Origin of the sequence: Neorhizobium sp. S3-V5DH (genome assembly GCF_004343065.1) — a bacterium.
In the GTDB taxonomy this organism is placed as follows: domain Bacteria; phylum Pseudomonadota; class Alphaproteobacteria; order Rhizobiales; family Rhizobiaceae; genus Neorhizobium; species Neorhizobium huautlense.
In genome coordinates this window covers 103,805-126,448 of the sequence record NZ_SMCL01000006.1, presented here as the reverse complement: position 1 = coordinate 126,448, position 22,644 = coordinate 103,805, and the positions used below count along the sequence as shown (strand labels likewise).

The 22,644-nt window shown below is 60.3% G+C and carries 30 protein-coding genes; 15 read left to right on the top strand and 15 right to left on the bottom strand.

The window, feature by feature from the left end:
* Window positions 1-299 precede the first annotated feature (299 nt).
* Window positions 300-935 carry a DUF1062 domain-containing protein gene (locus EDE09_RS11980; protein ID WP_132410605.1) on the top strand — a complete coding sequence of 212 codons (636 nt, stop codon included), beginning with the start codon at window positions 300-302 and terminating at the stop codon, window positions 933-935.
* Here EDE09_RS11980 and EDE09_RS11975 read toward each other — a convergent pair.
* Window positions 926-1,852 carry an SDR family oxidoreductase gene (locus tag EDE09_RS11975; protein ID WP_132410603.1) on the bottom strand — a complete coding sequence of 309 codons (927 nt, stop codon included), beginning with the start codon at window positions 1,850-1,852 and terminating at the stop codon, window positions 926-928. The two genes, EDE09_RS11980 and EDE09_RS11975, sit on opposite strands and share 10 nt — an antisense overlap.
* Before the next feature lie 96 nt (window positions 1,853-1,948).
* Here EDE09_RS11975 and EDE09_RS11970 point away from each other — a divergent pair, with 96 nt between their 5' ends.
* On the top strand, window positions 1,949-2,518 hold the full coding sequence (locus EDE09_RS11970) for a TetR/AcrR family transcriptional regulator (protein WP_132410601.1): 570 nt from the start codon (window positions 1,949-1,951) through the stop codon (window positions 2,516-2,518).
* Here EDE09_RS11970 and EDE09_RS11965 read toward each other — a convergent pair.
* Complete coding sequence (locus EDE09_RS11965; RefSeq protein ID WP_165924160.1) at window positions 2,509-3,444, bottom strand: DMT family transporter; 936 nt, start codon at window positions 3,442-3,444, stop codon at window positions 2,509-2,511. The genes EDE09_RS11970 and EDE09_RS11965 overlap by 10 nt on opposite strands.
* 87 nt (window positions 3,445-3,531) lie before the next feature.
* Between EDE09_RS11965 and EDE09_RS11960 the strand changes: the two genes are divergently transcribed.
* Together EDE09_RS11960 and EDE09_RS28645 are read left to right on the top strand one after the other, a co-directional pair.
* Complete coding sequence (locus tag EDE09_RS11960; RefSeq protein WP_245505126.1) at window positions 3,532-4,074, top strand: MarR family transcriptional regulator; 543 nt, start codon at window positions 3,532-3,534, stop codon at window positions 4,072-4,074.
* Window positions 4,075-4,666: 592 nt separating this feature from the next.
* Window positions 4,667-5,080 (top strand): hypothetical protein, encoded by a 414-nt coding sequence (locus EDE09_RS28645; protein ID WP_245505125.1) that lies wholly within the window; start codon window positions 4,667-4,669, stop codon window positions 5,078-5,080.
* A gap of 14 nt (window positions 5,081-5,094) precedes the next feature.
* Here EDE09_RS28645 and EDE09_RS11945 read toward each other — a convergent pair whose 3' ends face one another.
* Window positions 5,095-5,928, bottom strand: a complete 834-nt coding sequence (locus tag EDE09_RS11945) for an IS1595 family transposase (protein WP_165924159.1) — start codon at window positions 5,926-5,928, stop codon at window positions 5,095-5,097.
* Window positions 5,929-6,449: 521 nt separating this feature from the next.
* Here EDE09_RS11945 and EDE09_RS11940 point away from each other — a divergent pair.
* Window positions 6,450-6,749, top strand: a complete 300-nt coding sequence (locus EDE09_RS11940; RefSeq protein WP_348631316.1) for a helix-turn-helix transcriptional regulator — start codon at window positions 6,450-6,452, stop codon at window positions 6,747-6,749.
* Window positions 6,746-8,107, top strand: coding sequence for a type II toxin-antitoxin system HipA family toxin (locus EDE09_RS11935; protein WP_132410589.1), 1,362 nt, complete (start codon window positions 6,746-6,748; stop codon window positions 8,105-8,107). Before EDE09_RS11940 ends, EDE09_RS11935 begins: the two co-directional genes overlap by 4 nt.
* A gap of 216 nt (window positions 8,108-8,323) precedes the next feature.
* Here EDE09_RS11935 and EDE09_RS11930 read toward each other — a convergent pair whose 3' ends face one another.
* Entirely contained in the window at window positions 8,324-8,821 is a 498-nt protein-coding gene (locus EDE09_RS11930) for a GNAT family N-acetyltransferase (RefSeq protein WP_105371717.1), read from the bottom strand.
* Between the two features lie 115 nt (window positions 8,822-8,936).
* Here EDE09_RS11930 and EDE09_RS11925 point away from each other — a divergent pair, with 115 nt between their 5' ends.
* Entirely contained in the window at window positions 8,937-9,410 is a 474-nt protein-coding gene (locus tag EDE09_RS11925) for a hypothetical protein (protein ID WP_132410587.1), read from the top strand.
* Between the two features lie 2 nt (window positions 9,411-9,412).
* Here EDE09_RS11925 and EDE09_RS11920 read toward each other — a convergent pair whose 3' ends face one another.
* From EDE09_RS11920 to EDE09_RS11910, 3 genes are all read right to left on the bottom strand, one after another.
* Window positions 9,413-10,081: a hemolysin III family protein gene (locus EDE09_RS11920; RefSeq protein WP_112802725.1), complete on the bottom strand. Its 669-nt coding sequence runs from the start codon at window positions 10,079-10,081 to the stop codon at window positions 9,413-9,415.
* Between the two features lie 135 nt (window positions 10,082-10,216).
* On the bottom strand, window positions 10,217-10,537 hold the full coding sequence (locus EDE09_RS11915) for a TraR/DksA C4-type zinc finger protein (RefSeq protein WP_132410585.1): 321 nt from the start codon (window positions 10,535-10,537) through the stop codon (window positions 10,217-10,219).
* Window positions 10,538-10,552: 15 nt separating this feature from the next.
* Window positions 10,553-10,963 carry a universal stress protein gene (locus EDE09_RS11910; protein WP_132410583.1) on the bottom strand — a complete coding sequence of 137 codons (411 nt, stop codon included), beginning with the start codon at window positions 10,961-10,963 and terminating at the stop codon, window positions 10,553-10,555.
* Between the two features lie 202 nt (window positions 10,964-11,165).
* Here EDE09_RS11910 and EDE09_RS11905 point away from each other — a divergent pair, with 202 nt between their 5' ends.
* Both EDE09_RS11905 and EDE09_RS11900 read left to right on the top strand, forming a co-directional pair.
* Complete coding sequence (locus EDE09_RS11905) at window positions 11,166-12,029, top strand: VOC family protein (protein ID WP_132410581.1); 864 nt, start codon at window positions 11,166-11,168, stop codon at window positions 12,027-12,029.
* An 88-nt stretch (window positions 12,030-12,117) separates the two neighbouring features.
* Window positions 12,118-13,278: an AI-2E family transporter gene (locus EDE09_RS11900; protein WP_132410579.1), complete on the top strand. Its 1,161-nt coding sequence runs from the start codon at window positions 12,118-12,120 to the stop codon at window positions 13,276-13,278.
* Window positions 13,279-13,283: 5 nt separating this feature from the next.
* Here the strand turns inward: EDE09_RS11900 and EDE09_RS11895 are convergent, their stop codons facing one another.
* Window positions 13,284-13,676: a DUF930 domain-containing protein gene (locus tag EDE09_RS11895; RefSeq protein WP_105371732.1), complete on the bottom strand. Its 393-nt coding sequence runs from the start codon at window positions 13,674-13,676 to the stop codon at window positions 13,284-13,286.
* A gap of 417 nt (window positions 13,677-14,093) precedes the next feature.
* Here EDE09_RS11895 and EDE09_RS11890 point away from each other — a divergent pair, with 417 nt between their 5' ends.
* From EDE09_RS11890 to EDE09_RS11875, 4 genes are all read left to right on the top strand, one after another.
* A complete protein-coding gene (locus tag EDE09_RS11890; protein WP_132410577.1) occupies window positions 14,094-16,202 on the top strand; it encodes a S9 family peptidase in 2,109 nt (702 codons plus the stop codon).
* A gap of 34 nt (window positions 16,203-16,236) precedes the next feature.
* On the top strand, window positions 16,237-16,749 hold the full coding sequence (locus EDE09_RS11885; RefSeq protein WP_112802714.1) for a DUF1697 domain-containing protein: 513 nt from the start codon (window positions 16,237-16,239) through the stop codon (window positions 16,747-16,749).
* Window positions 16,750-16,762: 13 nt separating this feature from the next.
* The gene (locus tag EDE09_RS11880) at window positions 16,763-17,302 is read left to right on the top strand and encodes a hypothetical protein (RefSeq protein ID WP_132410575.1); all 540 of its coding nucleotides are present in this window, start codon (window positions 16,763-16,765) and stop codon (window positions 17,300-17,302) included.
* A 138-nt stretch (window positions 17,303-17,440) separates the two neighbouring features.
* Window positions 17,441-17,710 (top strand): hypothetical protein, encoded by a 270-nt coding sequence (locus tag EDE09_RS11875; protein ID WP_105371736.1) that lies wholly within the window; start codon window positions 17,441-17,443, stop codon window positions 17,708-17,710.
* 55 nt (window positions 17,711-17,765) lie between these two features.
* On the opposite strand, the gene dmeF is transcribed toward EDE09_RS11875, so the two are convergent.
* The 3 genes from dmeF to EDE09_RS11860 all read right to left on the bottom strand — a co-directional run bounded on the left by dmeF (window position 17,766) and on the right by EDE09_RS11860 (window position 19,341).
* Complete coding sequence (gene dmeF / locus EDE09_RS11870) at window positions 17,766-18,758, bottom strand: CDF family Co(II)/Ni(II) efflux transporter DmeF (RefSeq protein ID WP_132410573.1); 993 nt, start codon at window positions 18,756-18,758, stop codon at window positions 17,766-17,768.
* A gap of 30 nt (window positions 18,759-18,788) precedes the next feature.
* A complete protein-coding gene (gene dmeR, locus EDE09_RS11865) occupies window positions 18,789-19,061 on the bottom strand; it encodes a Ni(II)/Co(II)-sensing transcriptional repressor DmeR (RefSeq protein WP_112802707.1) in 273 nt (90 codons plus the stop codon).
* Between the two features lie 73 nt (window positions 19,062-19,134).
* Window positions 19,135-19,341, bottom strand: coding sequence for a hypothetical protein (locus EDE09_RS11860; RefSeq protein ID WP_105371739.1), 207 nt, complete (start codon window positions 19,339-19,341; stop codon window positions 19,135-19,137).
* A gap of 84 nt (window positions 19,342-19,425) precedes the next feature.
* Between EDE09_RS11860 and EDE09_RS11855 the strand changes: the two genes are divergently transcribed.
* On the top strand, window positions 19,426-19,842 hold the full coding sequence (locus EDE09_RS11855) for a helix-turn-helix domain-containing protein (RefSeq protein ID WP_112802705.1): 417 nt from the start codon (window positions 19,426-19,428) through the stop codon (window positions 19,840-19,842).
* A gap of 211 nt (window positions 19,843-20,053) precedes the next feature.
* A complete protein-coding gene (locus EDE09_RS11850; RefSeq protein ID WP_112802702.1) occupies window positions 20,054-20,551 on the top strand; it encodes a GNAT family N-acetyltransferase in 498 nt (165 codons plus the stop codon).
* Window positions 20,552-20,570: 19 nt separating this feature from the next.
* On the opposite strand, the gene EDE09_RS11845 is transcribed toward EDE09_RS11850, so the two are convergent.
* From EDE09_RS11845 to EDE09_RS11830, 4 genes are all read right to left on the bottom strand, one after another.
* The gene (locus tag EDE09_RS11845; protein WP_105371742.1) at window positions 20,571-20,903 is read right to left on the bottom strand and encodes a type II toxin-antitoxin system HicB family antitoxin; all 333 of its coding nucleotides are present in this window, start codon (window positions 20,901-20,903) and stop codon (window positions 20,571-20,573) included.
* On the bottom strand, window positions 20,900-21,154 hold the full coding sequence (locus EDE09_RS11840; protein WP_105371848.1) for a type II toxin-antitoxin system HicA family toxin: 255 nt from the start codon (window positions 21,152-21,154) through the stop codon (window positions 20,900-20,902). The genes EDE09_RS11845 and EDE09_RS11840 overlap by 4 nt, the downstream gene beginning before the upstream one ends.
* Window positions 21,155-21,194: 40 nt before the next feature.
* On the bottom strand, window positions 21,195-22,112 hold the full coding sequence (locus EDE09_RS11835; RefSeq protein ID WP_112802700.1) for a cytochrome c: 918 nt from the start codon (window positions 22,110-22,112) through the stop codon (window positions 21,195-21,197).
* Window positions 22,113-22,176: 64 nt separating this feature from the next.
* The gene (locus tag EDE09_RS11830; protein ID WP_132410571.1) at window positions 22,177-22,620 is read right to left on the bottom strand and encodes a cytochrome c; all 444 of its coding nucleotides are present in this window, start codon (window positions 22,618-22,620) and stop codon (window positions 22,177-22,179) included.
* Window positions 22,621-22,644 lie beyond the last annotated feature (24 nt).

The window sequence follows — 22,644 nt, the reverse complement described above, 5'->3', positions numbered from 1 at the left end:
TGTTATCCCTTGCAACCGAAGAGCGTCGGCTTTTGAGGTTCATTTTGCCTAAGTAACTCCCGGTCTCGACAGTTTCCCCTTCCATGCGGGCAGGCCGATCGCCGCCGCGTGGGTAATTCTGTTCGTCGGGGTGGCAGCTTGAGACCGGTTTGGCATTGATCTGCCAGTGCTGCTCAAAAGCCGCCCTGAGACGCCCGACGCCTTCTTCTCCATAAGTCAGGACCTTCGCCACGCCGCGCCCGAAAGGGCTTCTCGACTGCCGTTCCGAATGAACTTCCAGACCGGAAGATCAAAACGGCATGTGCGACATCCTTCATGTGGAATGGACCATCGTTCCCAAAACTCCACCCCAGGCAATACTCCGCTGCAGTTCCTGCGGCGATACGAGGCCCTTCCGCTCCAGCGGACGGACGCGCCTCAACGCCAACGGCAAACAGCTCGACGCCTGGCTCATCTACAAATGCATCGACTGCGACGGCACCTGGAACCGGCCGATTTTCGAGCGGCAATCGGTCCGCTCGCTCGACCCGGTCCTCGTGGAAGCTCTGCAGGCAAGCGCTCCCGGTTACGTGGCGGGCCTCGAATTCGATCAGGAAGGACTGAAGGCTTCGGCGGGCCGCATTGAGGAAAGCGAGGAATTCGAGCTGCGCAGGCGAACAATCTGCGCTTCGGGGAATCGGGCGAGAATCGTCATCACGCTCGCTCTCCCCTACCCCGCCAGCCTGCGGCTCGACCGGCTGCTGGCCTCGGAGTTGCAGCTTTCCCGCAGCCGGCTGAAGGTGCTTTTCGAGGCGGGCGATATCCGGGTCGAGCCGGCGCGGAAGGACGCGCTGAAACGCAGCATCCGCGACGGCACCGTGATCACGCTGGGCCTGCGTGACGAAGCCGAACGGCTGGCGACAGGGCGGGCAGCGATGGGCGGCTATCAGCGGTAACCGGTGGCGTCGGCCGGCTTGCCCGCTTCCTGCACCTCTGTCAGGTAACGCCAGCAATCCGGCCGCGAGCCATCGACATCGTCGAATTCGTAGACCTGCGCGAGCCCGCCACTGGAGAGCGACTGGCCGTTCCATCTCGCGCGGTCCGGATCAGCGGCCAGCGCGGCGATCGCACGGCCGATGAAATGCGGCGTCTCGGAGATGCAGAAATGAGGCTGGATGGTGATCGCGTCGCGCCAGTTTTCCTCGCTGACCTCGTATGCCTCCAGCATCATTTCAGACCGCAGCCAGCCGGGCGTGATCGAGACCGACATGCAGCCGTGCTTTTCGAGATCCTTCGCATGCGCCCAGGCCATGCGCGTCGCCGAGGTTTTGGCAAGGTCGTAGAAAGGCGACAGGCGGTAGTGATCGGAATTGTAGTCGGCCGTGCCGTCGGTGACTTCCACCAACAGCCCTCCCGGCCTTTCAATCATCAGTTTCAGCGCGTGATGGGCGGTGATGAGATGGGTGTCGATCGCGAGCCGGAGCAGGCGCAGGCCGTTTTCAAGATCGTGCTCCCAAACCGCCTTGTCCCACTCGAACAGGCGCTCGCCGCCCCAGATGTCGTTGACCAGAATATCCAGCCCGCCCTGCTCGCTGCGGATCCGCTCGACCAGCGCCGCCACATCCTCCGAAACAAGATGATCGACGGCAACAGCGATACCGGTGCCGCCAGCTTCGGTCACCAATGCCGCCGTCTCCTCAATCGTCTCGGGCCGGTCATATTCGGAGCGCTTTCCGCGCGTCGAGCGGCCGGTGCAATAGGCCGTGGCGCCGGCGGCACCGAGCTCGACCGCGATCCCCCTGCCGGCGCCGCGGGTGGCACCCGCCACCAGTGCGATCTTCCCGGTCAGCGGCTTTTTTCTTGAATTCGACATGAGAGCTCCTTCCCTTGACATTCCGCGGAGCTAAAATTGGCGTTCAGGACAGTATTCGTATATAAACGTCTATTCGTTTATTATTTGCGAGGCAAGATGCCGAGACCAAAAACCATGCCGGATGGCGAAGTGCTGAAGGCCGCGCTGAAACTGATGCACGAAAAAGGCCCGGACGCGCTGACCTTCGCCTCCCTTTCTACGGCCTCCGGCCTTTCGCCGTCGACGCTGGTGCAGCGGTTCCGCAACAAGGAAGAACTCGCCAGGGCGGCCCTCCTGCATGCATGGGACGAACTCGACGCCAAGACGGAAGCGGCGATCACGGCCGCGCCCGGGACACCGGACGGCGCGGTGGATATGCTCGTCGCACTCTCCGGAGATTATGGGGGCATCGAAGCCTATGCTGAAGGACTGCTGATGCTGCGCGAGGATTTTCGCGATCCTCTGCTGCGGGAGCGCGGTAGAGCCTGGGGCGAGCGGCTTTCGGGCGCTATCGTCGATTGTTTTTCAGAAAAGGCCGGCGCGCCTGACGATATTGGCATGCTGATGGCTTCCCAATGGCAGGGCTGCCTTCTCTGGTGGGGTTTCAATCCGACGGAAACGATCGCCGCGCATGTGCGCAAAAGCCTGGAGGCGTTTCTGGCGGCGATAGGCCTGCCTCACAGGTAGGAGCTTGCACGCAGCCTGGGGAAATGAAACGGAAGACCCTTCAGCGATACGATCGCAACACCTGCAAGCACGATTGCGGTAGCGACGATTTCGCGCAAGCTCACCGGTTCGCCGAGCAGGACGAAACCGAGCAGGATCGTCCAGGGCGGCAGGAAATAACCGTTCATCGAGCCGACAGTAGGACCGGCCTTTTTCAGGATGTTCATGTAGAGAACGATGGGCAGTGCCGTGCCGAAGACGCCGAGCACCAGCAGGACGCCCGCCGCATCGAGCGCCGGCGCGAAGGACGACATCCCGCCGAGCCAGATGACGACCGCGAAGGTCGGCAGGCCGGAAAAGAGCTGCTGGCCGAGCGCAAGCCGCATCGGCTGCGGGCTCGGTATGGCGCGTACATAAAGATTTCCGAGCGCGTAGCTCAGCGCCACAATCACCATGGCGCCGACGCCGTTCAGGCCGACATCACCCGCGCCGAACGCCGCGGGACCGACCAACATGACCATTCCGGTAAAACCGGTGGCGAGCCCGAGCGCCACCTTGAGCGTCAGCCGCTCGCTGGCGAACAGGGCCTGCGCCAGAACCGCGACGATAAGCGGCGTGGAAGCCTGGATCATCGAGGTGAGGCCCGCCGAAATCTGGGTGAGCGCATAGGCTGTCAGTGCGTTTGGCACGACGCCCTGCAGGAAGCCTAGAACGATCCAGTCACGAAGCTCATGCCCGCGCGGCAGGACCTGATGCCCGGCGGCCGCCATGAAGGCGGCGATGAGACCGCCTCCCATCAAGCCGCGCAGCGCCGTGAGCGCCAGCGGCGAAAGCGAAGTTCCCGCGATTTTCAGCAGGATGAAGGCGCTTGCCCATAAAAAGGAGCAGACGAGCATCTGCACGATCAACGGCACAGCGAAAGACTTCCGTATAGCAAGCGTGGGCATCGCGGCCTCCCATTTATCTTCATGTGAAGATATTTGCATGAAATTTATCTTCATGTCAAGATAGTTTGAAATTGCATGGGAGACCGCATGAGCCGCGAACACAAACCGCAGGACCACATCGATCGGGCACGGGCCCAATGGACAAAGGAACTGCCGGACCTGGATACGGAGCCGATGGAGATCCTCGGCCGCATCTACCGCCTGTCGCGGCTGATGACGCCGTCGATCGAAGAGATATTCGCCTCCTTCGGGCTGGATCGCGGCGAGTTCGACGTGGTGGCGACCCTCAGACGCTCTGGCCCGCCCTACCGGCTCACGCCTACTGAGCTTTACCGATCGCTGATGGTCGCCTCCGGCAGTCTCACCCATCGGCTAGGACGGCTCGAAAAGGCTGGTCTCATCCGGCGCGTGCCGTCGGAGCACGATGGCCGCAGTCTTGCAGTCCAGCTGACGGAAGAAGGCATTCGCCGGGCCGAAGCGGCATTCCGGCGGGACATGGCCAATGAGGCAGACGCCATCGCCTCTTTCAACCGGGAAAAGAAACGGCAGATTTCCGCGCTGCTGCGTGAACTGAACCTGACGGTCGAGGCACATCTTGCCGCGCGAGCGGATGAAGCCCCGGAGGCTTGAGCGATGGCAGTGCTTGGCGAAGAGGACAAGGCGTGGCAGCCACTCCTGCCGCATGAGATCGCCGCTGTTCTGGAAAAAGCGCCGTTCCCCTGGTGGATCGCCGGCGGTTATGCAATCGAGGCTTTCGTCGGCCACACGGTCCGGCCGCATGGGGACATCGACATCCTGATGCTCAGAACGGACCGTGTGGCGGCACGGGCACAGCTGAAGGATTGGGACTGCTGGGCGGCCGATCCGCCCGGGACCCTGCGCCCCTGGCGAGAGGATGAGACGCTGCCCGCCACGGTCGATCACATCTGGTGCCGCGGGCACGCCGACGACGCCTGGCGCTTTCAGCTCATGTTTGACGACGGCGATGGCGAGACATGGCGCTTGCGGCGCTGTCCCTCGGTAGTCCGTCCGGTTTCGGAAATGGGATGGCGGCATGCAGGCAGACTTTTCTACCTCGCGCCGGAAATCCAGCTTTTCTACAAAGCGAAGTCTCCAAGGCCGAAGGATGAAAAGGACTTTTCCGCAATTAGGCAGCAACTGCCACCAGACTCCTGGTCGCCTGAACGCATAGGATCCTCGCGATCCTATGGAGTGGTTGCGAATGGTTCTTGTTGCAGACGAGTTGAAGCGGAAGCGGGCCGAGATCGGTGCCAAGATCGAGGAGGTGCGGGCGAAGATCGTATCGCTGGAGAGGCAGCAGGCCGCGTTCGACGTGGTCATCCCGTCCTACGAACCGGAATACTCGCCCGCCGGGACACCTCGAGCCGCCACCTGGCGCAAGCGCCAAGGCGTCATTGAAGTCTCGGAGTTGCTGAAGGATGTCGATCGCCGTGGCTTCGTGCTGCGCACGCTCCGCGAAGCCGGGCGCCCGATCACGACGGCGGAGTGCGCCAAGGCCTTCGCACGCGAGACTGGTCTGGCCGAAGACGACGCCCGGCTCGGACAGGTCGCAAATCGATTTTCCCAGACGCTCGACCGGCTTGCCAGGACGAACCGTGTCCGCCGTGCCGGATAGGCTGACGGGTGTCGCTACCTCTGGGAAGTCGCGGCGTAGGTGTCGGGGTTTTCGCCGCCGTCCCAGACCAGATCGGGCGGATGCCGACCCTGCCAGTAGCCGCAGAGGTTCCGCGACGTCTTCCGGGACATCGCGAAGTGGATCATCCCCCAGAGCAGCATGCCGTTGTCGACGTGGCGGTTGTCCTCGCCCCAGGCGATCTCCGCCGCATACCAGTCGAAGTACCGCACCGAGAAGCGGTGATGGATACCGACGTAGGACCGCTGGATGCGGCTGAAGAAGCTTTCGACGTGGTTCGTGTTCACGCCGCCCTTCGTCTGGTACTCCTTGCTGTGGTTCACCCGGAACAGGTCCTGCAGGCCTGCCAGGTCGTCGTACGAGAAGCGCTCGTCGGCATGGATGCGCGATCCTTTGCGGACGTGCTTCCTGACGAATTCCCAGGCCTCGTTCGGATGCTCGCTACGCACGACGCGGGTCAGCGTCCGCTCTCGGCCGCGGCCAAACGGCGTCTTCTCCCGGAGCGTCAGGATCGTGAGGCGCTTGAAGTTCTGATACTCGGGGCGGCGTCGGTCGACGCGATCCTCCTTGCGGTTCTTCTGCTTGGTGTGACCGCCGGCGTACTTGCCGTCGATGTGGATCTCGCCCTCCAACATCATCCGGAACCGTCGGGTCGCGACCGCCTCGCGCATCTTCATGAGCAGCACCCATGCCGTCTTGTACTGGACGCCGAGCTCGCGGGAGAGTTGGAGCGCACTCTTGCCTTTGACCGAGTTCACCGAGAACCAGAGGCCAGCCAGAATGTCCTGGAAGCTCATCTTGCGGAAGGCGAAGACCGTGCCGGTCGTCACCGAAAATTCCCGGCGGCAGGCCGGCATTTGAAGCGCCGACGCCGGATCTCCCAGCAGTTCGTATGCGAACAGCGGACGCAGGTCGGTCGCCCTTCCGTATCCGGCCAGCGGATGAGGCAGAACGCCTTGGAGGACTTGGCGTCGTCGAACGAGCGGAGATGGCTAAGCGTGAACGTCCGGCAATACGGGGACAGCAGGAAGTGCTGGTTTCCCCAATATTTCTACACTCCGGAGGACCTCCAGATCGGGTGCGGCCTTGCGCGGCTGCGGAATGACGGACGGCAGGTTGTCGGAGACCATGTTCAGTTCCCTGTAGGATACGCGATACGACGGGACCTCGCCGGGTGCGGCGAGCGGAAGTCAGCGTCGTCGTATTCGTATGATCCGGAACATGCGGCGGAACATACCAGGGTGGTCGTCAGGAGTCGATCGCGAACGGCCCGGCGTTATCATCTGCTTGCAAAAATCTTAATTGCGATTATGTTAGCACTAAAGGCCACTATTCGCGTTTAGGTGTTATTATGTTCGCATTTAAGATGTCATCCCCCGTCGAAGTCATTCGAGGCTTGTCGGAAAGAATGAAGCGCCGAAGAATCCAGCACGGACTGACCCAGCGGGAACTGGCGACAAGATCGAATGTCTCATACGGATCACTGAGGTTATTCGAGGAAAGTGGGAAAATTTCGCTCGAGAGTCTCGTGAAAATTGCCTTCGTCCTTGAGGCCGAGGCTGAGTTCGACCACTTGTTTCCAAGTCGGCCGCCGCAGAATATCGATGATGTCGTTGATCGTCCTCTTAAGCAGCGGGTGCGCCGGAGATGAAGTTCAAACCAATCCAGCAGATGAGTGTTTATCTGAATCTCGAAGGGAGCGACAAGAAACTCGGCACACTTGCCTGGAGTGGCAAGGAACGAAGGGCCTACTTTGAGTACTCGGCGGAGTTTCTCGCGGCACCCCTTCTGATCTCGCCATTCCATATGAAGGTCGCTACTGGCTTGATCGCGGCGCCGCGCGACCCGTTCGACGGGCTCCATGGGCTATTTAACGACAGCCTACCTGACGGTTGGGGCCGTCTATTGCTGGACCGTCGTCTCCAGCGAGCTGGCATCGACTACACTCAACTCACTCCTATCGACCGCCTTTCCGCAGTGGGCAGAACGGGCATGGGCGCGCTGACATATGTTCCTGACTTGCCGGACGACCAGAAACAGCCGACCGATGCCGATCTGGATTGGTTTGCTGATCAGGTGGAGCTGGTGCAGACGGAAATGGATGTCGCTGACATCGATAGTTTGCAGGGCGCGCAAGGCGGGTCCGCGGGCGCACGGCCAAAGATCATGATCGGCTTCAACAGGGTCGAAAACACATGTGTGTTGGACTACGGCCAGCAGTTGGATCCGGGGTACGAAAGATGGATGGTCAAGGCTCCCAGTTCTGACGACCCGCGCGAAATCGGCGCCGAGGAAAAAGCCTACGCGTTCATGGCGGTAGCTGCGGGACTGGAGATGGCTGAGACCCGCCTGTTTGACACCCGTAAGGGAAGACGACTTTTCGCGACAAAACGGTTCGATAGGACACGTGCCGGCAGGCTCCATATGCACACAGCAAGCGGCCTGTTGAATGCCAGCCACCGCGAGGCATCACTGAACTATGAGCAACTGCACAAGCTTACGCATATGATGACCCGCGATGCCGGGGAAGTTCTCAAGATGTTCCGAAACATGGTGTTTAACGTCTATGCTAGGAACCGCGACGACCATGCGAAGAACCACGCTTTCTTAATGGACGGGAATGGTCGGTGGTCATTGGCGCCTGCATACGACCTTACCTTTTCGTCCGGGCCAGGCGGAGAACACAGCGCCGCAATCGCCGGAGAAGGAAGAACGCCTGGATTGCCTCACCTCTTGGCGGTCGCCAGGGGGGCCTCGATCTCGGATCAGGATGCCAAGGATGTTATAGAGCACGTGCGAACGGCCGTCGATCGATGGCCGGAGTTTGCTGAAAAGGTGCAACTATCCAGATCCCGTACCGTTGAACTGGACAATTTCTTGAACGGTAATAGGCCAAGTCATACGCTCGGCGTGTCCTATGATCGGAATGACTACAGCATTTCTGGACCAACGCGAGCAGTCAAAAGCTCAAGCGACGATGATATGGAGGGGTTCAGCCCGAAGCGCTGAATCCCTCTTACAAGTTTGGTGGCAGTTGCTACCTAATTTCGGACTTTTCCGCCATCCTGCCTCTCCTCGGCAAAGTGCGGAAGGCCTGGCTGCGCGAGGCGATCATCATCGCCTATGGGCCAGAAAATGCGTGGCTGGCGAGGCTTTAGAGACCTTCCTCGTCCGGGAACAGGATCTTCTCGTAGTCCGGGCACCGTTGAGGACGTGAGTATGGGCTCACCCCGAGACCTTCAATTCCATGCAGGTGAGGTCGAGCCAGCGGCCGAATTTGGTTCCGACTTCGGAGAATTTTCCGGCGATGCGGAAGCCGAGCTTCTCATGCAACCGAATCGAGGCGTCGTTTTCGGATTCGATCGCGGCGATCATCACATGCACGCCATTGGAGGCGGCGCGGGCGATCAGTTCCTGCATCAGCAGCCGACCAATGCCGCCGCCCCTGGCATCACGGTGTACATAGACCGAATGCTCAACGGTATGACGATAGCCATCGAAGGCCCGCCAATCGCCATAGGATGCGTAACCGGCGACCTTGCCGTCCAGTTCCGCAACCAGCACCGGAAAACCTTTCGCCTTTCGGGCGGCAAACCATTCCTTCCGGTTTTGAAGATCGACCAGCACGTCGTTCCAGATGGCCGTGGTATTGGCAACGGCGTCATTATAGATTTCCATGATGATCGGTAGATCGGCTTCGGTTGCGTCGCGCACCAGCGTCATGATTTTTGTCCATTATAATATCTCTACATCCACTTTAGCAGACGCACATCACCTGTCCACAATTGTTGCGGAACCGCTCTTCTGGTAAAGCCGCTAGCGGGAATGGAGGATTGGAATGCGGGTTTTCCTGGCAGCATCGGCAACACTTGCCGCGGTGTCGGCGCAAGCGGCCGAGTGGCAGACCTATTCCAACGACCGTTATGGCTTTACTGTCGAGGTGCCCCCCGGTTTCGTCATGCAGAGGGCGCCGGACAACGGCGATGGCGGCACATTTCTCGGCAGGAACGGTGACCGGATCTTCGTCTTCGGGACCTTCCTGGTCGACTTGTTCTTTGACGATGAAGCCAGGAACCGCATCGTTCAGGCGAAGAAGCTCGGCTGGGATATTTCCTATTCGCGGATCGAGCCGGATTGGGCGAGCTATTCCGGCACCAAGGGAGACCGCATCCTCTATGTCCGCGGCAACTGGCTGTGCAAAGACGCAGCCGCCTTCGTGCATCTGGAATACCGCAGCCGGGATCGCAAGGCCTATGATGCGATCGTCAAGCGGATGATCGCAAGCCTCAAACCCGTCGGCTGCCCCGAGTAAGGTCAGAGCCCGCCGCCCGAGAGGCTGAAACAGGTCATCACGGCGCCGTAATGCACCGCGGCGGCGGCGACGACGAAACCATGCCAGATGGCGTTTTGAAAGCGCAGCCTCTCCCAGACGTGGAAGATCACTCCGAGCGAATAGATGAGGCCGCCAATCACGATCAGCCAGACGGTGACCGCCGGCAGATAGGTGGAAACGGGGCCCATCACCATCACACCGCTCCAGCCCATGCCGAGATAGAGCAGGATCGTCAGCTTATCGTAGCGGCCGGGAAACAGGCATTTCAGCATGATACCGACGACAGCCGTCACCCAGATCGCCAGCAGCATGGCGAAGATCCAGGCGTCCCCCGAACCGCGCTGCAGAAACGGCGTATAGGTCGCGGCAATCAGGATGAAGATCGCCGAGTGGTCGAAACGCCTCAAAAACCATTTGGTGCGGGAGTGCGGCCAGATGTTGTAGGTGAAGGAAATCGACAGGCAGAGAACGAGGCCGAGGCCATAGACCCACGCGGCGATGATCTCGCCATGGCTCGACCAGACAGTCGCATAGAAGATCAACGCCGTTGCCCCGACCAGCGCAAAAACGATCCCGATGCCGTGGATGATTCCATCCGCGACGATCTCGTGAAAATCGTAATGCCGTCCGAAGTTGAAGAGTTCGCTCATCCTGCCTTCCGCCCTCCCGATCCAAGAATGGCCATAGCAATGGCGGAAGGCAAGAGACAAGCGCTTCACATTAGGTTTTAGGTTTTAACCTTCCGGCTCAGCCTTCCAGCGTAAACCGTCCAATGTAAACTCCGGTTAAGCCTCGCCGGCACAGGCTTGACACAGCGGCGTATGCGGTACGGTGCCTAGTCGTCTTTCGGCGATCGGCTGGCCGCATTTCGCACAGATGCCGAAGGTGCCGGCATCGATCCGAGCCAGTGCGGCATCGATCGCAACGAGCTCCTTCTCGCCGGCCTCACCCAATTCCTCGAGCACTTCGTCATTGTTGCGCTCGACGGCGCGATCGTCGTCATCAGGGTTGCGCGGCGTGGTGAAATCCTGCTCGATCCGGCTCAGCCGGTTTTCAAGCTCGGCCTTGCGGGCCTTGAGGATGCGCTGATATTTGGCGGTATTCATCTCGACAATTCCTTCTCAGCGGTCGATCAGAACCGAGCATTTCGCGTGGCGCACGACCCGGTCGGCCGTGGCGCCGATGAAGTAGTTGGAAATATCCGGCACATGGGATGCGACGATGACGAGATCGGCCTTGCGCTGTTCGGTCGCGGCGAGAATCTCCCGCGCTGGCGAACCCTGGCGTATCTCGATATTGGCCGGGAGGCCGACTTTTTCGCGCAGGTTCAGAAGAAGCTGCTCGGATTCCTGGCGCGCCCTGACCATCAGGTCGACCGAGACATCGGCCACGTAATAGCCGGGAAGGTCTTCCACCACGTTGAGCAGAACCAGGCTGCCACCCTCATCGAGAAGCGTCGCTGCCTTACGGAAGATCCTCTCCCCCTTCTCCAGCTGAGCTACGTCGACAGCAACGATGATTTTTGCGTACATCTCACTTTCCTCATTCGTTTTCCCCATTTTTCTAGGATCGTCCCGAGGGAACTGCGTTGATCGAAGTCAACGAAGAGCTATCCCCTTGTTCACTTTTACGAAACGATGCATCGCTGTTTTCTGGTCTTTTGTGAACGCAGCACCTGCGCCATATCATATCGCAACACGGCATCGGCCGGCTAATCAAACGAGGATTTTTTCCATGACCGGCAACGTTCAATCTTTCGCACTGACGCGTCCGGCGCATGTAAAGGGCGCGCATCTTATCGTCAGCGATCTAGGCAGGGTTTCCAGCTTTTATCAGCATATTATCGGGCTGCGGGTGCTCGAACGGAATTCGAGCGGAGAGATACTCGGGGTCGCGGGCCAGCCACTACTGACGCTCTCAACCGGCAACAACGTCGCCGCGGCGCCACGCAATGCGGCGGGCCTGTTCCACACCGCCTTTCTGGTACCTAACAGGCAGGAGCTCGCCCACTGGCTGGCCCATGCCGCCCACAACAACGTCCGCCTCGACGGCGCCTCGGACCATCTGGTCAGCGAAGCGATCTATCTTTCAGACCCGGAAGGCAACGGCATCGAGATCTATCGCGACCGAACGTCCGAAGAATGGACCTATCACCATGACGGCACGGTAGAGATGGCGACCGAACGGCTGAACCTGCAGGCGCTCTACGAGCTCGCGTCTAAGGAGAAGTGGGGCGGCATGGCGGACGGGACAGCTGTCGGCCATATCCACCTGCAGGTGGGCGACCTTCCTGAGGCCGACGCCTTCTACCGGGACGTTCTCGGCCTGAAGGTCATGGCCCGTTATCCGGGTGCGCGCTTCTTTGCCACCGGCGGTTATCACCACCACATCGCCGCCAATATCTGGAACAGCCGCGGCGCCGGGGTCCGCCAGGGCAACATGACCGGCCTTTCGGACTACAGCATTGTCTTCAACGAAAAAGAGGCGCTCGACAGGGCGCTCACGGCGCTCGACCGCCAGGAGATCGCCGCTACCAAAACCGCCGAAGGATGGTCCCTGAAGGACCCCTGGGGCATCGGCCTGACGCTCGCAGCCTGACCTTTGCCGCATTTCCTCCCATGGAAGCGGCCTTCCGGAACCGGAGCGCCGCTTTCGCGTTGAAAGGCATCACGGGGACAGCTGGAATATGGCGATCTTGGGTGCGCACGGCGCCAAGCCGAAGAAACAGCCGCTGGAGCTTGCGTTAAACCGCAAGGACACAGCGGGCATCTATCCGGAAGAAGACGAGGTTGCCGAGCATCTTCCGCTCGGTCGTGAGGCGCTCGACGTCGCCATGGCCTGGGCGGTGATCGGCATCTTCGCAATCGCTTTCTTTGCCCTCGTTCATTACATGTCGATGATCCTGATCCCCGTCACGCTCGCCGTGGTGGTGGGATTGATTCTCGGGCGTGTAGCCGACCGCCTCGGGGAAGCCGGCGTGCCGCGTTTCGGCATCGCGTTCATTCTGTCCACGCTCGTCTTTGCCGTGCTCTTTGTGATCATCAACTCGCTGGTGGAACCACTCAGCACGCTCATCAAGGAAGGCCCCAACTTCATCGAGCGGACGATCAACCGGATCATGCCCTTTCTGGAAAGCCAGCACTGGCTGAACATCTCGCCTGCGACCTTCGAAACCGGGCCGATGTCGATGCAATCGCTGCTCGAAAACTCCAGCAACATCTTAGGCGTGATCACTGCCAATCTGACGCCGGCGATCATCCAGGGGCTGATCTTCTTCGCCGCGCTGCTGCTCTTCCTCTACGGGCGGCTGAAGCTGAGGAGAACGATCATCCTCGCCTTCCCGACGCGGCGGCAACGGCTGATGGCAATCCGGGTGCTGAACTCGGTCGACGAAGTGCTGGGCTATTACTTCGCCACTGCCAGCGTTCTCTATCTCGCGCTCGGGGTGTCGATGACGCTGATCGCCTATTTCGGCGGCCTCGCCATGCCGATGCTCTGGGGCCTGTTTGCGTTTCTGTCGAGCTTCATCCCGTTTCTCGGGATCACGCTGATGACGCTTTCGGTTGCGGTTGCCGGCATCCTGACGCACGACGCCATGTTTATCGGACTTATCCCCGCCTTCATCTTCTTCTCCGTACACCTGGTGATGGAGAACCTGATCTTTCCCGCCATCATGGGCCGGCAGTGGGAGATCAATCCTTTCCTGGTATTCGTCGCCATCCTGTTCTGGACCTGGATGTGGGGAGCGGTCGGCGCCATGCTGGCGCTGCCGCTCTCCCTCATCATGATGACGGCACTCTCGGAACTTTTCCCCGAGCGCAAGACGACGCCCCATCTGCCGGGCTGATCGCCTCAGTCATAGAGAAAGTGCTGCTCCCACTCGTTGCGGGGCACCTTCGAGCCGATCTTGTAGTCGAAGGACATGACCGTGAGGCCTTCCTCGCCCGTCTCGCATTTGTATTTGAGACGGTACCAATCGCCGCCGCTGCGGAAAACGGCGCCGGGGGCGCGGATCGAATTGCCGGCCTCGATCGGGTCGGCAAAGGTGTAGGCGATCACCTTGTCGGGCTTGTATTCGCCCTCGGCGTCTTTCTTGATGCGGTCGATCGCTTCGAGATCGCAACGCTGTTCCCGGCGTTCGTCGGGTGCAAGCGCGTCGAGCTGTTTGGCGATGCGGGAGTCGAGGGCATGTGCCGGCAGGGCGGAAAGAACGAACAGAACCGCCAGCGACCAGTGTTTCTTCATAGCATTTCCTATCCAATCTGACTCGGACGGCGCGGAAACTAGGAGATGGATCACCCGTTGACCACCTACCAGAGCGGGAAATAAAGCTGACGTGATCAAGTTGGGGGACAGCGGGATCAAGTAACGGCGGCCTTGCAAGCGCTTTGGCTCTGGTACGCCCGTTGCTTGTTTTATCATCGGCGTCACGCTGCATTTAACAGCGATGAAGGTGCTTGAAAGGCTGAATAGATGATCGAGAACCTTATGCTGCTTTTGCCCCGATGGTCGGGCTGCTGTTGATTGCAGCTTTCGTCTATTGGCAGAAGGAACGCGACGCAAAGCGCCAGGACAAGAAATAACGCGCCGACCTTCCCGCTTGCCTCCAGCGCAAGCGCCCCCTATCTCTGGCACTCCTTTCAGACAATCCGGAGTGCTTCCTTGGACACCGCCTCGAAAAAGCCCTTTGCCCATCTTCCCGCGGCCCCCGTCGCGCCGAAGAAGCCGGTCTCCGACAGCCGCCACGGCATTGACCGCGTTGACGACTATGCCTGGTTCCGCGCCGACAACTGGCAGGCCATGTTCAAGGATCCGTCGATCCTCGACCCGGAGATCCGCAAGCATCTGGAAGCGGAAAACGCCTATATGGAAGCGGCGATGGGCGATACGGCGGACCTGCAGAAGGTGCTGTTTGCAGAGATGCGCGGCCGCATCAAGGAAGACGATTCCTCCGTTCCGATGAAGGACGGTCCTTTCGCCTACGGCACGCTCTACGTGACGGGCGGAGAACAGCCGCATTATTTCCGCACGCCCCGCGATGGCGGCGAAAAGCAGATTCTGCTGAACGGTGACAAGGAAGCCGAGGGCAAGGACTATTTCCGCCTCTCCGGCATCGACCACACCACCGATCATGCCAAGGGTATCTGGGGCTACGACGACAAAGGGTCGGAATATTTCACGCTGCGCATCCGCGACCTTTCGAGCGGCGAAGACCTTTCGGACGTCTTGGAGAATACCGCCGGAGGCGGCGTCTGGGCGCCGGACGGCGAGAGCTTTTTCTACACGCTGCAGGACGAAAACCACCGTCCGTCCAAGGTCTTTCACCACATCGTCGGGACACCGCAATCGGAAGATTGTCTCGTCTACGAGGAAGAGGATCCGGGCTTCTTCATGGGCGTCGGCGGCTCGTTGCTCGACGACTTCATCTATATCGACATCCACGACCACGAAACTTCGGAATATCGGCTGCTGTCGACGAAGGATCTCACCGCCGAGCCGATGCTGGTCGCCGAACGGGTGGAGGGCGTGGAATATTCGATGACGGAGGGCGGCGACGTCTTCTACATCCTGACCAATGACGGCGGAGCGAAGGATTTCAAGATCGTCCAGGCCCCGGTCCTAGCACCCGGCAAGGAAAACTGGACGGAGGTCGTGCCGCACGAGCCGGGCCGGCTGATCATTTCGCATATGGCATTCGCGCGCCATCTCGTCTGGCTGCAGCGCAAGGACGGCCTGCCCCAGATTATCATCCGCGACCGGCAGACCGGCGAGGAACATGCGATCGCGTTTGCCGAAGAGGCCTATTCGCTCGGACTGCAGGGCGCGGCGGAATACGACACCAACATCATCCGCTTCTCCTACTCCTCGATGACGACACCATCGCAGCTCTTCGACTACGACATGGCGACGCGAGAACGGGTGCTCCTGAAGACCCAGGAAGTCCCCTCCGGCCATAACCCCGAGGACTATGTGACGCGCCGGGTGATGGCGCCGGCCCATGACGGAGAACTGGTGCCGGTTTCGTTGCTCTATCGTAAAGATACGCCGCTCGACGGCTCCGCCCCCTGCCTTCTCTACGGCTATGGTGCCTATGGCATCACCATCCCGGCCGGCTTCAACACCAACAACCTGTCGCTTGCCGACCGCGGCTTCGTCTATGCCATCGCCCATATCCGCGGCGGCAAGGACAAGGGGTTTGCCTGGTACGAAAACGGCAAGATGGAGCATAAAGAAAACACGTTCAAAGACTTCATCGCCGCAGCTGACTATCTGAGCGAGCAGAAATTCACGTCTTACACGAAGATCATCGCCGAGGGCGGCTCGGCCGGCGGCATGCTGATGGGTGCTATCGCCAATATGGCGCCCGAAAAATTCGCAGGCATTATCGCCGCCGTGCCTTTCGTCGACGTACTTAACACCATGCTCGACGACACGCTGCCGCTCACGCCCCCGGAATGGCCCGAATGGGGCAATCCGATCGAATCGCTCAACGAGTATCAATGGATCGCCGCCTACTCTCCCTATGACAATGTCGGTGCAAAGCCCTATCCGCCGATCCTGGCGCTTTCCGGCCTGACGGACCCGCGCGTCACCTATTGGGAGCCGACCAAATGGGTGGCGAAGCTGCGCGAACAAGCGCCGGAGGCAGGCCCCTATCTTCTGAAGACCAATATGGCAGCCGGCCACGGCGGCAAGTCCGGCCGCTTCCAGCGCCTGGAAGAGATCGCTTTCGAATATGCATTCGCCATCAAGGTGGCGGGGAAGATGTAGAGGCTGGAACAACAGATCCCGGGAGGTGAGGACGATGACCGTCTATGTGGCCCTGCTGCGGGCGGTAAATGTTGCAGGCACCGCACTTCCGATGGCCGAACTCAAGGCGATCTGCGAGGATCTCGGGTTCGAGGACGGGAAAACCTACATCCAGAGCGGCAATGTCCTGTTCCGCTCGGACGACAGCGAGGCCGCGGTCGCGGCAAAGCTCGACGATGCGCTCGGAAGGAAATTCGGCAAGCGGCCGGGCGTCATGGTGCGCACGACGGAAGAGCTGGAGGCGGCAGCGGCGAACGCGCCCTTCCCCGATGCCAAGCCGAACTTCCTGCTCGTCTATTTTCTGCCGGAAAAGGCATCGACCGACGCGCTCAAGGGCATGGTGGCGCCGGACGGCGAGGAGGCGGTCGTGGCCGGACGGGAAATCTACGTCCATTATCCCAATGGCTCCGGCCGTTCAAAACTGAAAGTGCCGGCGCTCAAACCCGGCACGTCACGCAATCTGAACACGGTCCGCAAGCTCGCCGAATTGGCGCGAGCGATGGAATAGGCAAGCGGGCGGCATGGCGGGCATCATCATTCCGATCGTCTGTTTCGCCGTCATCATCTATGTCGTCGGGACGATCTCCTGGTCCATCTGGCGACAGCGAAGGAGCACGGCTGCCGACTGGCCGCCCTACCCTCTCATCAACGCCAGCGACGAGGAGATGGATAGTCGAGCGGCCGAACTGCGCAACTTGCTGTCCTGCAAGCCGCTCGGTGCGGAAAGGGCGCGCCAGCTCTGGGACCAGTTGCAGCGAGCGAAAATCGGCGAAGGCCTGATTCACCAATTCCACCGCGATTTCTGCGGCCACGGACTGATCCGCACGGATGCCGGCATTATTCTTTGCGATATCCAGGATGGCTGTTTTCCGGGCGCGGCCATCGCCACATGGTCTACGGAGGAAGAGTTCGTCGCCTTCTTCTCCCGCCAGAGCGATTTCACCATGAGCGGCTGGGATCCGGCCGAACCGGTCTTTTTTACCGAAGACAGCTGGTACCGGAACAATCAGCGGCTGACGACGACGATCATCGACGGATTTCTCCAAGGCATGAACATATAAGGAACCGGCGCGAAGCACGGGCCGGTTGTACTTCTTTGTCAAGAGTCCGCCGTCAAGCCAAAACACTCGCCGCAAGCCTCGCGCAAGCTTCGGACGTTAACCCTTCGTTAACCATTCTGAACACAGGCGCGTTTTGCCATGAAGATCGATAGCGGCCTCAGCGGCTATTATTATCCCAACCGGACGCAAGAGGTGGACCGGAAGACGGAAGAAGCGCCCCAACGGGAGGCGCTGCCCATTCAGCGCTCTCCCAACGCGTTGACCGGCAGCAGCACGCTGCTTTCCTCATCGCTTGCCAATGCGCTCTGGGTCATGGAAACCGGCGAGACCGGTTCGTCTGTAGCCGAGCAGCCGATGCCGGCCGTTCCGCAGGACTGGGTCGAAGGTATCTACCAGGAATTCGCCTGATCCTTTCCGATCCACCGAAAAACGGAAACCGGTTTCCGTTTCTCCCCAAATTGCTTTATGCCGCATCCGCCGGCGTTACCTCCACCGTGACATGCGACAGGTTCGTCATCGCCCGGAGTTTCTCCTTATAAAAGGAAGGCGGCCGCGGTTTTGGCGTTATCAGGGCGACGATCGCCGCATGATGCCCCGGCCCCACCTGCCAGACATGCAAGTCGGCAATCCGGTCTTCCTCCGTTTCCACGTTCCGGCGGATTTCGCCGGCAAGGTCATCGTCATCCGGCTGGGCATCCAGGAGAACCCCGGCGGTGGCGCGGATCAGTCCCCAGGACCAGCGCGCGATCACGAGCCCCCCGACAATCCCCATCACCGGATCGAGCATATCCCAGCCGTAGCTGCGCCCGAGAATCAGCGCCAGGATCGCCAGCACCGAGGTCAGCGCGTCGGCGAGCACATGCAGGTAGGCCGCGCGCAGATTGTGGTCTTCGGCATGATGGGCGTGATCGTGCCCGCCGTGATCATGCCCGTGGTCGTCGCCGTGGCGATGGCCGCCGTCATGTCCATGGGCATCATGATGATGGTGATGGCCATGATGGTGATCCTCTCGCAAAAGCCAGGCGCTCAGCAGATTGACCGCCAGCCCCAGGATGGCGACCAGAATCGCCTGGTTGAAATCGATCGGAACAGGACGGGCGAGACGAATGGCGCTTTCCCAGGCGATCAGAAGCGCGATCAGCGCCAGTACGATGGCGCTCGCAAATCCCGCAAGATCGCCGAGCTTGCCCGTCCCGAAGGTATAGCGCGGATTGCGGGCCTGCCGACGGGCGTAAACATAAGCGAGCGCCGAAATTAGCATCGCACCCGCATGCGTCGACATATGCCAGCCATCGGCCGTCAACGCCATCGAACCGAAGATCGAACCGGCGGCAATCTCCGCCACCATCATCGTTGCGGTCAGCGCAATCACCAGCCAGACCCTGCGTTCGTTGCGCTCGTGATCGGCGCCGAGAAATACGTGGTCGTGCTTCAATTCTTCGACGGAATGGGCCATCGCGGTTCTCCCCTTTTTTGTCGACCCCGGTTAGCGGATATAGGTTCTGAGCGCCTCGGCGAGTTCTTCCGCCGCCTGCGCCCTCTCTTTCTCATCTGCAGCGTGCAGAACGTGCTCATGAAGGTGATCCTCCATCACCTCGCCGGTGAGGCCGGCGAGCGCGCCGCGAATCGAAGCGAGCTGACGCAATACTTCACCGCAAGGCGCCTCCGCCTCCAGTGCCCGTTCGACCGCCTCCATCTGCCCCTTCAATCGGCGCACCCGCGCCAGAAGCTTTGACTTTTCCCGAATGGTATGGGCCATGGTTGCTCCGAAAGGTAATATAGGGGGGTAGGCTATTTGGAGTCTTATCAGAATGCAAATCGGGTCATGCCGTCTAGCGCGAAGAAGTACCCCCCACGAAGGAGCCGCCTCCTTCCCGCTCGTCCCAGTGCCGGCGATCCGCCGGCGAACGCCTGAGGACCTCTATCGCCAAGACCAGCCAGAAACCGGCAGCGATGGCGACGAGCACCCAGAAGGCCCGGAAATGACCTCTGGAAAATTCTTCGAACCTGCCGTGGCAATATCTGCAGCTTGCGTCCATGACGTCACCTCTCCGCTTGCGCCTTGTTCAGTGACCACCTAGATAATTCCTATAGTCACTAGAGCTTCAAGAGGAATTTTCGCCATGTTGTCGATCGGTAGTCTCTCAAAACGGACGGGCGTGAAGGTACCGACCATTCGCTACTACGAGCAGATGGGCCTCTTGAAAGCGGCCGAACGCTCGGAAGGCAATCAGCGGCGCTACGAAAGGAGCGATCTGGAGCGGCTTGCCTTCATCCGCCATGCCCGCGACCTCGGCCTCGACATTCCTGCAATCCGCGAGCTCATCCGATTGAGCGAACATTCGCAGCAACCCTGCGCCGATGCCGACAGGATCGCCGCCGAACATCTGGCGGCGGTGCGCGAAAAGATCGCAAGGCTGAGGAAGCTGGAGCAGGAACTCGACCGGATCGTCTCCCATTGCGACGGCGGCCATTCGATCGAGGAATGTTACGTGATCCGCGCCCTATCGGATCACGGACTTTGCGAGAGTGAGCACTAACGGGCCGTCGGCCATTCTTAATCGCGCTTGACAAGTTCCTCGATCGGGAGCATTCAACGCGCATGATCAAGACGCGCACCATCATCGCCTGCTCGTATTTTTGGGCCTACCTCTAAGGGGCGGCTCGACAGATCATCATGTCAACAAGCCGCCGTCAGGCGGCTTTGTTCATGAGAAACGGCACCTGACGGCGAAATAAGACCGAAAAAGGATGCCGGAAATGACCGAAGATACCGAAATCTCACTGCTCAGACCGCCCGTTGTGACCATCCGCAGCGCGAAATCGCGAGACCTGCCGGAACTCAACGAGATGATCGCGGCGCTGGCCGCCCATCACAACGACCCCGCCGCCATCACGCCCGAAAAGCTGGAACGCGACCTTTTCGGTCCCATGCCCTGGATCACCGCGCTTGTTGCCGATACCGGTTCGGGATTGATCGGTTACGCCATTCTCGTGCCGCTCTACAGGGCCCAGGAAGGCACACGCGGCATGGACCTTCACCATCTTTTCGTGCGCGACGGTCATCGCGGCCACGGCATCGGCCAACACCTCGTCGCGCGCGCCCGCGAAATCGCCAAGAACGCCGGCTGCGACTACCTTTCGGTCAGCGCCGCGACCGGCAATTTCGCAGCGCACCGCTTCTACGAGCATATGGATTTCAAGCCGCGCCCGGTGACCGGCATGCGCTATATGCAGGCGCTGGCATAAACGCGCGACTGGCCAAGGTCTATCCGGCCGCCTTGGCCAGTACCTCTCCTGCCCACTCATTCAGGCTTTTACCGGCAAGTTCCGCAGCTTGAGCGGCGCGCCTATGGATTTCGGGGCTCACGCGGAACATCATCTTTCCTGAATAAGGTTTCTGCGGTTCCTTACCGACTTTGGCACAGGTCTCGATATAGTCGTCGACCGCTTCACGAAAAGCAGTCCGCAGTTGGTCCACACTATCCGCGTGGAAACCGACACCGTCGCGGATGCCGGAAATCTGGCCAAACAGGATGCCGTCCTCGTCATCGTATTCAATACGAGCGGAGTAACCCTTGTAAGTCATTACATTCGTCATGGCATTATCCCTAGACGGATCAAGTAAGTACGTGCTGCACGCACTTGATAGCGCTTTGCTTCCTTAGCTGGATGCGGTCGATGGAAAGTCTCGATCTCCCCGTCCCTGTCAAAACGGACACGAGACCCGCTCCCCTCAATGACGACGCAACCAGCAGCAACAAGCAAGCTCTCGATAGCCGCCCATTCGAGCGTTCCGGATACCGGATCCCTAAAGACAGCTTCCAGTGTCTTGCGGTGCTTGCCGTTCATATAGACAAAGTAGTAGATGATAGCATTTTTTGCAAGCACCTCACTCTACAGGCGGCACCGCCTTCAGATAAGCCGCGATAGCTTCCAGATCGCTCTTCGGCAGATGCGCGATGTTCTGCTGGACCTCGACCATGGAGCCGCCGACGCTGTCGAAGTCGGGCGTGAAGCCGGTTTCGAGATAGGCGGCAATGTCGCCCTCGCTCCAGGACCCGACATCCTTGCTCCCAGAGGTGATATTGGGGATGCTGCCCTTGCCTTCCGGATTTGGACCGCCGGCCAGCCAGCGGTCGGGCTGGAAGCCGCCCATGGGGTCGCGCGGTGTATGACATTCGCCGCAATGGCCCGGTCCTTCCACGAGGAACTGACCGCGCTTTACTTTCTCATCGGTCGAAGCCAGCGCAACGCGCGGCTGGTCGTTGAAATAGAGATATTTCCAGACGCCGACGCCAAGGCGGATATTGTAGGGGAAAGCAAGTTCGTGCGGCGGAGCGGCGTTGGAATTTGCCGGCAGCGTCTTCAGGTAACCGAAGAGATCGTTGATATCCTTCGCCGAAAGGCGGGCATAGGAGCCGTAGGGAAAGGACGGATAGAGATGCTCGCCGTCCGGACCGACACCGCGGGTCATGGCGTTGCCGAATTGCGCCAGCGTCCAGTTGCCGATGCCTGCCTGCGGGTCCGGGGAGATATTCGGGATATGGAAGGTGCCGAAGGGACTGGGCAGCGCGCGTCCCCCCGACATCACCTTCAAGGCGTCTCCCTTGGCGCCGGTCGCGGCGTGACAGCCCGCGCAACCGCCGGCCCAGAACAGCTGTTCGCCGGCGCCGAGATCCGGATCCCCGAGATTGGCCCAATAGCTTTCCGGATGAGGATCGGGTTTCGTGAGCGCCCAGGCTATCCCGGCGCCGACCGCCACAACGACCGCGCCGGCCACCAAGACTTTCGCCCACCGAGACGCCATGATCTTCTCCTTGAAAGTTCGTGAAGGCCGGCGGCGGACCGCCGCCGGCGTCCGGTCCCACCGATCAGTTCATGGGAGCCCGGTAGGTCTTGTGACAGTCGGAACAGATCGGACCCAACCGTCCCAATGCTGCCGCAACACCTGCCTTATCGGCCGGCATGGATGCAAGCAGCGCATCGGCTTCCGACCCGAGCTTTGTCGCCAGAGCGCGGAAGTCATCCGGCTTTTCCCAAATCGCCGGTAGCGCCTTGGTCTTTCCTTTGTCCGAGCCTGCCGGAAATTGCTCCGGAAATGCTTTGATATTGGTGCTGATGGTCGTCAGCGCCGTTTTCACAACCGTCGCATCATATGGCTTCTCGCCCTTGGCGATCGCACCCAGAGCGCCGGCCGACTGCCCGTTTTCCTTCATCAGCTTTTGCCGGGCAGCGATCGCATCCTCCTGCGCGAACGCCGTGGACAGACAGAGACAGGCGGCAGCCGCCGCAATGGTATAAGACCTCAACTGCATGTGCACATTCCTCCCGTGAGCCGG

Coding starts and splice junctions, on each gene's coding strand:
- EDE09_RS11980 (WP_132410605.1), top strand. CDS start 300: ATGTGCGACATCCTTCATGTGGAATGGACCATCGTTCCCAAAACTCCA.
- EDE09_RS11975 (WP_132410603.1), bottom strand. CDS start 1,852: ATGTCGAATTCAAGAAAAAAGCCGCTGACCGGGAAGATCGCACTGGTG.
- EDE09_RS11970 (WP_132410601.1), top strand. CDS start 1,949: ATGCCGAGACCAAAAACCATGCCGGATGGCGAAGTGCTGAAGGCCGCG.
- EDE09_RS11965 (WP_165924160.1), bottom strand. CDS start 3,444: ATGCCCACGCTTGCTATACGGAAGTCTTTCGCTGTGCCGTTGATCGTG.
- EDE09_RS11960 (WP_245505126.1), top strand. CDS start 3,532: ATGAGCCGCGAACACAAACCGCAGGACCACATCGATCGGGCACGGGCC.
- EDE09_RS28645 (WP_245505125.1), top strand. CDS start 4,667: ATGGTTCTTGTTGCAGACGAGTTGAAGCGGAAGCGGGCCGAGATCGGT.
- EDE09_RS11940 (WP_348631316.1), top strand. CDS start 6,450: ATGTTCGCATTTAAGATGTCATCCCCCGTCGAAGTCATTCGAGGCTTG.
- EDE09_RS11935 (WP_132410589.1), top strand. CDS start 6,746: ATGAAGTTCAAACCAATCCAGCAGATGAGTGTTTATCTGAATCTCGAA.
- EDE09_RS11930 (WP_105371717.1), bottom strand. CDS start 8,821: ATGACGCTGGTGCGCGACGCAACCGAAGCCGATCTACCGATCATCATG.
- EDE09_RS11925 (WP_132410587.1), top strand. CDS start 8,937: ATGCGGGTTTTCCTGGCAGCATCGGCAACACTTGCCGCGGTGTCGGCG.
- EDE09_RS11920 (WP_112802725.1), bottom strand. CDS start 10,081: ATGAGCGAACTCTTCAACTTCGGACGGCATTACGATTTTCACGAGATC.
- EDE09_RS11915 (WP_132410585.1), bottom strand. CDS start 10,537: ATGAATACCGCCAAATATCAGCGCATCCTCAAGGCCCGCAAGGCCGAG.
- EDE09_RS11910 (WP_132410583.1), bottom strand. CDS start 10,963: ATGTACGCAAAAATCATCGTTGCTGTCGACGTAGCTCAGCTGGAGAAG.
- EDE09_RS11905 (WP_132410581.1), top strand. CDS start 11,166: ATGACCGGCAACGTTCAATCTTTCGCACTGACGCGTCCGGCGCATGTA.
- EDE09_RS11900 (WP_132410579.1), top strand. CDS start 12,118: ATGGCGATCTTGGGTGCGCACGGCGCCAAGCCGAAGAAACAGCCGCTG.
- EDE09_RS11895 (WP_105371732.1), bottom strand. CDS start 13,676: ATGAAGAAACACTGGTCGCTGGCGGTTCTGTTCGTTCTTTCCGCCCTG.
- EDE09_RS11885 (WP_112802714.1), top strand. CDS start 16,237: ATGACCGTCTATGTGGCCCTGCTGCGGGCGGTAAATGTTGCAGGCACC.
- EDE09_RS11880 (WP_132410575.1), top strand. CDS start 16,763: ATGGCGGGCATCATCATTCCGATCGTCTGTTTCGCCGTCATCATCTAT.
- EDE09_RS11875 (WP_105371736.1), top strand. CDS start 17,441: ATGAAGATCGATAGCGGCCTCAGCGGCTATTATTATCCCAACCGGACG.
- dmeF (WP_132410573.1), bottom strand. CDS start 18,758: ATGGCCCATTCCGTCGAAGAATTGAAGCACGACCACGTATTTCTCGGC.
- dmeR (WP_112802707.1), bottom strand. CDS start 19,061: ATGGCCCATACCATTCGGGAAAAGTCAAAGCTTCTGGCGCGGGTGCGC.
- EDE09_RS11860 (WP_105371739.1), bottom strand. CDS start 19,341: ATGGACGCAAGCTGCAGATATTGCCACGGCAGGTTCGAAGAATTTTCC.
- EDE09_RS11855 (WP_112802705.1), top strand. CDS start 19,426: ATGTTGTCGATCGGTAGTCTCTCAAAACGGACGGGCGTGAAGGTACCG.
- EDE09_RS11850 (WP_112802702.1), top strand. CDS start 20,054: ATGCCGGAAATGACCGAAGATACCGAAATCTCACTGCTCAGACCGCCC.
- EDE09_RS11845 (WP_105371742.1), bottom strand. CDS start 20,903: ATGACGAATGTAATGACTTACAAGGGTTACTCCGCTCGTATTGAATAC.
- EDE09_RS11840 (WP_105371848.1), bottom strand. CDS start 21,154: ATGAACGGCAAGCACCGCAAGACACTGGAAGCTGTCTTTAGGGATCCG.
- EDE09_RS11835 (WP_112802700.1), bottom strand. CDS start 22,112: ATGGCGTCTCGGTGGGCGAAAGTCTTGGTGGCCGGCGCGGTCGTTGTG.
- EDE09_RS11830 (WP_132410571.1), bottom strand. CDS start 22,620: ATGCAGTTGAGGTCTTATACCATTGCGGCGGCTGCCGCCTGTCTCTGT.